The sequence below is a fragment of the Roseovarius sp. A-2 genome (assembly GCF_002072155.1).
Taxonomy (GTDB): domain Bacteria; phylum Pseudomonadota; class Alphaproteobacteria; order Rhodobacterales; family Rhodobacteraceae; genus Roseovarius.
Genome location: NZ_BDIY01000057.1, coordinates 1 through 5,767, shown reverse-complemented (window position 1 = coordinate 5,767; position 5,767 = coordinate 1). Strand labels below are relative to the sequence as shown.

4 protein-coding genes and 1 pseudogene are annotated in these 5,767 nt (G+C 62.0%); 1 reads left to right on the top strand and 4 read right to left on the bottom strand.

Translation table 11 applies throughout. The features are described from left to right. Positions 1 to 158 precede the first annotated feature (158 nt). Positions 159 to 782: pseudogene (locus BHD06_RS22210) on the top strand (IS6 family transposase); the annotation flags it as partial. Between the two features lie 56 nt (positions 783 to 838). On the opposite strand, the gene BHD06_RS22205 reads toward BHD06_RS22210, so the two are convergent. The 4 genes from BHD06_RS22205 to BHD06_RS23415 all read right to left on the bottom strand — a co-directional run bounded on the left by BHD06_RS22205 (position 839) and on the right by BHD06_RS23415 (position 5,266). After that, positions 839 to 1,423 carry a hypothetical protein gene (locus BHD06_RS22205; protein ID WP_080459126.1) on the bottom strand — a complete coding sequence of 195 codons (585 nt, stop codon included), beginning with the start codon at positions 1,421 to 1,423 and terminating at the stop codon, positions 839 to 841. A 283-nt stretch (positions 1,424 to 1,706) separates the two neighbouring features. After that, the gene (locus BHD06_RS22200) at positions 1,707 to 3,182 is read right to left on the bottom strand and encodes a hypothetical protein (protein WP_080459125.1); all 1,476 of its coding nucleotides are present in this window, start codon (positions 3,180 to 3,182) and stop codon (positions 1,707 to 1,709) included. Then, positions 3,182 to 5,035 carry a tyrosine-type recombinase/integrase gene (locus BHD06_RS22195; protein ID WP_080459124.1) on the bottom strand — a complete coding sequence of 618 codons (1,854 nt, stop codon included), beginning with the start codon at positions 5,033 to 5,035 and terminating at the stop codon, positions 3,182 to 3,184. Before BHD06_RS22195 ends, BHD06_RS22200 begins: the two co-directional genes overlap by 1 nt. Positions 5,036 to 5,053: 18 nt before the next feature. Continuing rightward, on the bottom strand, positions 5,054 to 5,266 hold the full coding sequence (locus BHD06_RS23415) for a hypothetical protein (protein ID WP_139784856.1): 213 nt from the start codon (positions 5,264 to 5,266) through the stop codon (positions 5,054 to 5,056). Positions 5,267 to 5,767 lie beyond the last annotated feature (501 nt).

The following is a 5,767-nucleotide window of genomic DNA, read 5'->3' as shown; positions in this document are numbered from 1 at the left end:
GCCGCGATCTCCTGCACGGTCTTGTCACCACGTAGCGCTTCCAACGCCACCTTGGCCTTAAACTGGTCTGTAAAGTTCCGGCGCTTCGCCATTCTCGTATCCCTTCAAAGGTTTGGGATACACCTTAGCCGACTGTCCAGTTTTCTGGGACCACTTCACGGTTCAATTTGAGCCTGCGCGAGGTCGAGAAACTGATGCTGGAACGCGGCCTGGACGTTTCGTATGAGACGATCCGGCGCTGGACCGTCAAGTTCGGCCCGCTGATCGCCCACGTTCTGCGGCGACGACAGCCGCGCCCCGGCGATGTCTGGCATCTGGACGAAGTCGTCGTGAAGATCGCGGGCCGGTCATACTGGCTATGGCGGGCCGTCGACCAACATGGCACCGTGCTTGAAGAAATCCTGCAATCCAGGCGAGACAAGCGCGCGGCAAAGCGGCTTTTGATCAAGCTGATGAAACGTTGGGGCTTCGTGCCAAAAAGAATCATTACGGACAAATTACGATCCTAAGGTGCCGCAAAACGCGAGGTCGCGCCGGGCATTGATCATTGGTCCCACAAGGGGCTCAATAACCGAGCAGAGAACAACCATTTACCTTTCCGAAAACGAGAGCGCGCCATGCAGGGCTTCCGATCGGCGGGTGGATTGCAGCGTTTCGTCTCCATGCAGTCCGCAACCCGCAATCGTTTCTCCGTCCCAGCCCGTCGCCGCTCCGCCCTCACCATCCGTTACCATCGGCTCGAAGCATTCGATGCGTGGAAATCCGCAGCGAGTGCCGCTTGATGTATCATCGGCACCACAACTTGCTGACTGCGCGAGTTAACGTGACAACACCCAGCTCAGGTTTTGGCCCAAGCTGAGTCGTCGAGACGTATTTCGAACCGGGTGTCGTGGAAATCCGAATGGGCATCCGACAGCCCCTCGAGGCCCATTTCGATTTCGGTCCTCAATTGCTCAAGATCCCGACCGGTGCAATCGCCGTGAAGGAGCAGCCGAGGCTCTGGAATGAGTTCGTAGCAATCGCCCGATCCCACTCTCCGATACCCGTAGACGAAGGTGAAATCACGGAAGATGAGGGTAGACGTTTGGACCTCCGGCCAGTCGAGCGCGTCGAACGAGGACGCAAACTGGTCGCCGCGACGGTCCGCGACCGTGGAAATCAGATCGCATTTGGAGCGTTCCTTCTCGGGGGTCTCCAGGATGTGAGCACGGCAGAGGTCGTTTTCCTTGAAGAAGTACGCGCATGTTTCAGTAACGGGTGGTCTGCCGCTGGCTCTACGTAGATGACCCAGATCAACGCCGATGAGGGTCTGGTCTGGCGCCTGAGATAGGCTGCCGAGCAAGGTGATGAAGGGTTTCCAAGGGATCTCGAGGTTCTTCGGAAGAGGGCGCGGGGTGAGTGTGCAGAGTGTCGGTTTTGTCATAATTGCCTCCAAGGCTGAAACAAGGGTCTGAAGTTGGCGCGGGGTCTCCCCGCCATGTTGAGACGGCCGGTCTCGACCGCTGCAAGGGATTTGGCTGCGAGGTTCAGCTGCCGGAAATCAGACGCAGCTTGACGTTGCGTCAACATGCGTGGGGCAGCATGGTTTGACCTTTGTATTGAAGGCCGGCGCCGAGTTGCTTGTAGGGTGCAATTTAAATGTAGACACGGCAAATTTGGCGCTCAGGCCAGTGCCTCGCACATAACAGCGGCGACCCGTCGTTGCCTCAACCGCGCTTTCGTCGTCTTGGCTCCGAAGCCGGGGACGTTTCTCCCCTTACAAGCATCTCCAAGGCGGCGTGGTATTTCTCCACGCTTGCGACTTCCGCGAATTCGCTGCGGTAGCTCTCCTGCATCCATTCAACAGAATGTCCCAGCAGCCTCTGGACCGCCCAGGCGGCATCGGGACGATGACGGCGCAGAAGATCGGTGACGGCCGTGCGGATGAGATGCCCGGATATCCCGAACTGCTCGCGGAGCAGCTTGGACGCGTGATACGTGTCGAAGCCTTCGTCTCGCAGGCTCAGAAGATTGCGCCCGTCGAACTCAGCGATGCGTGTCTCGATGCACCAGGCCGGCCGGCCTTCGAGCACATGCGCATCGATGAGCAAACCGGTCAGCCCCCAGAGCGGACCGTTCTCTTTCCAGCGGGCCGTCTTCGATTGACGGAACGCCGGTTCCCAGGTTCCGTCCGCCCGGCGCACGATATCGCGTCCGATCCGGAACTCGGACAGGTCCCCTTGCCGGTCTACGCCGTTGACGAGCAACGCAAAAACCACCGCCTTACGCCGCAGGCGGGCCGCCCTGTCCGAATGCCCGGGCAGGTCGCGCGCCTCCTCGCTTGCCGCGACGGCGGCCCGAAGGACCCCATCGAGCCCGTGCTTTTCGCGAAACTCCCGCATCCTTGCCCGTTTCATCGGCGTCTCCTCGGCCGCCTCCGCGCGGCATGCCGCGAGGATCTCTCCGAAGGAGGCTTCACCGTCCGGCCTGTAAAGTTCGGCCCGGGCGGCAAGGCACATCACGCGCTCGAAATAATCGGCGATGCTTCCGAACTGTATAGGTTCGCCGCTTCGCGGGTTTACACGCTCTATGAGGAAGCCGAGAAACGCCTCCGCGAGCTCCGGCGTGAACCCTTCCCCGAACTCGGAGCCTTCGGTGATCGCGTTCTCACGCGCAAGCGCCAGGAGCCCGACCGCCTGGACCACCGAGGCTCTGCTCTTCGAGCCGAGAGGACGATACCGCCGTCCATCACGCCGAGCACGCCGGGCAAGACACGGCAAGGCTGCACGCCAGGCCTCGGGCCACACCTCGGATCTCAACGCCTCGCGACGCGAACGGCGCGGACGCGGAGCGCGGCTGTTGTACCGCCCGTTGAGCCACGCGTCCCAGTCGCGCTTGACCGGTACGGCCGCCGCGGTCGGCACATCCGGCGCGAACCGCGACAGCGCCGCCAAGAGCGTGCGGAACGCCGTCCGGCTCTGCGTAGAGGCAGCAAAGTCCTCCGCCTGTGCGAACTCCGGCGCGCGGCCCTCCGCCGCCAGGCGGGAAAAGAAGCGCTCCAGCGCTGCGGGCATGCCCCGCGGCTCAAGGTCCTTGACGAGCGCGGCCTGGCGCAGACGTTCGGTCACGTCCCGCGGGACATTGGGCATTGCGACCACCAGCGCCTCGGCGCGCGCGGCGCGGCTTTGGGGTTTGGGTGGCATCACGCGGCCCCCCGCAGGCCAAGAGTCGGATGCAGGTCTTCCAGCACCTGCGCGAAGAGTTCGGCGGCCGCCCGTCCCTCGCCGCGGGAGTAGAATTGTTCTACGGTCTTCAACTCATCGCAGAGTAGTGCTGCCACGACATGATAGTCGCCGGGATGCACCGCGAGATAGAGCGTCGCCGCGACGTGGCGCATCATGTGCGGTGTAAGGCCGGTGAGCCCAAGACGTGCCATGCCACGATTCCAGCACTTGTTGAATGTCGAGCGCGTGAGATAGTCCCCCCGCGTTCCGGGAAAGAGCGCATCGGTGTCGCGGCAGCCGGTCTTCTTGTGCCGCGCGATCCAGAGCGGCCTGCCCTCGTCCTGCCAGGCTTCGAGAACCGCCAAAAGCCACTCCGGCACCGGGCCCTCGATCGCGCGGCGGTTCTTCACTTTCGTTCGATCGATCTCGATCCATGCCTGGGCGCCCGCGCGGCGTGGTACGACGAGATCAGCCCCCTGGCCGCCCGCGTCGAACTCGTTGACGTTGCGCGTCCTAAGCGGCCGCGCCAGCTGCACGGCCATAGCGGCAGACGCGATCGAAAGGTGGAGGGTTTCGGCTTTTTGAGCGTCACGCGACCGCTCCCAACGATCGAAACCCCGCCGCGCCTCCCGCAGGAGAGCCTCCGGACCGGTAACAATGGCCCGCACGACGGCCGGATCGCGATCGATGAGACGGATGAACTCCTCGCGTGTCGCGGACATCTCACCCGCACGATCCGAGACGTAGTCCGGATCGTCGGCGATATCCTCGAGCGCGAAGACCAGATCCTCGTCCATTCCGTTGCGGCGCACAAGCGAAACGAGAGCTGACAGGTAGCTCTTGAGCGAACTCGTCTGTTTCGTATCGCGGAGCTCCTCGTCCGACTGGCTGCGCGCAATGAAGCGGTTAACCGCTGCCTCGACGCGTTCTTCCGTGACGAGATCACCGAGCGTTTTGACATCGTAGACGTCCCTGCGGTCTGCTTCGGCATGCCGTGCAAGCCAGGACAGCGAGCGGACGTAGTTTTTCCGCGTCGCGTCCGGGTTGAAGACGCGCCGTCGGCGCGTAAGCTTGTTTTGCCGCCGCGCGGCAATCCGGGCGGCGCGGGAGCTTTTCTTGTTTGCCTCGGCCTGCACCGCTTCGTCCAGCGCGGTGTCACGAGCGTCGAGGAACTCTTGCGAGAAGAGTGACCAATCGATCGGCGCATCGCGCCGCGTGGGCAACGTCCCCACCTGCATATCCGGCAAGAGGTCCGCGATGGGCGCGTGCCGGTTCTGCTCGCGGATCAGGCGGTTGAAAAACCTCACGGCATTCCGATAGCTCTCCGTCTTGTCCGCCGGCAAGCGCCGCAGCGCCTCGCGCGCGGCGGCAGTATCCACAGATTGCGGACGCACGTGCCCTAGTCGTGATCGCAAATTTGCGATCGAGACACCCGCCATGTTCGGCAGGATTCTCTGGCCCGTCTCATCGAAACAGTTTTCAACGTCGGACACATAGTCCGCGATCCGGTCCCAGGCTTCCTGTGCGCTCCGATTGCCGGCTGGACCCGATCCGGCATGCTTGCGCGCCCGTCGGATCGCTGCGGGGATCTTGCCGCCCCACGTCTCGAATGCGCGCTCGGCGGCCTCGGGGGTCTTGGCGCGGAACTCGCCGGCCCAGACGATTTTCGAGAGCTCCTGCTCCCAAGCCCGCTCGTCCGCCGCGAGCTGCCAAAGCTTCTTGTTCGTCAACCGCTCCGCGCGCCGGAACGCCGCGCGATACGCATCCCGCGAGGTTTCGGAATAAAGATCCGGAAGGATTTGATAGACATGTTGGAGAGTTTCGATTTGCATCGGTTTTCCTTTCTTTCATCAGAGAGTTTGAGTGTTCATCGGCAGCGCCGTCCGTTCAGTCACGCCGAGCTGAACGGAACGGGGGTGCAGGTAAGGCCCATAAATCTGGATAAGCGTTTCATTCAGATGGGTTTCAAAACCGTTCGAACCCGGGGTTTTCCGTTCAGACGGCAGGTCTGCGGCGGGCCCTCGATCGAGGACATCGGATGGGGTTTCGAAGGCTTGTTTCATCGGTGATCTCACGCGTGTCAGACAGGCATGAGACGTAAAAAGGTCCGCGAGGGTGTGTTTGCAAAGCAAGGCCCCCGCGGGGCTTGCATTTAACCACAAGTTCTCTGACCCTCCTGGCCAAGAGCGGAATTTTCTGCGGTTCATCCTGCGCTCCGGGCGCTTTGGTTCTCTCCCTCCGCGGTCCTCGCATTGGACGCCGCATGTTTGCGTTCCGGGTTGGGAGGATCGAAGTGTCGCGACCGCGTTCGAATTCAAAGTCGGCTGTTCGGTGGTAAATCCGAAGTGCACGGTCATGTGCGGAGCCATTCCGCACCGCAGGACACGCACCTACCTGCCTGCCGACTGAAAGGTCGGCAGGCTTTTGTTATTTATACACAATCTCGTCTGATTATTCTGCCAAGACGGACGCTGTAGCAGGAAGTTCGAACTTCCCGCTTGAACGCTCAGGCGACGAGCCTCACTTGGGGGTTTCGTGTCTTTCTGGATTGGCCAATGTTCACA

Coding starts and splice junctions, on each gene's coding strand:
- BHD06_RS23415 (WP_139784856.1), bottom strand. CDS start 5,266: ATGAAACAAGCCTTCGAAACCCCATCCGATGTCCTCGATCGAGGGCCC.
- BHD06_RS22205 (WP_080459126.1), bottom strand. CDS start 1,423: ATGACAAAACCGACACTCTGCACACTCACCCCGCGCCCTCTTCCGAAG.
- BHD06_RS22195 (WP_080459124.1), bottom strand. CDS start 5,035: ATGCAAATCGAAACTCTCCAACATGTCTATCAAATCCTTCCGGATCTT.
- BHD06_RS22200 (WP_080459125.1), bottom strand. CDS start 3,182: ATGCCACCCAAACCCCAAAGCCGCGCCGCGCGCGCCGAGGCGCTGGTG.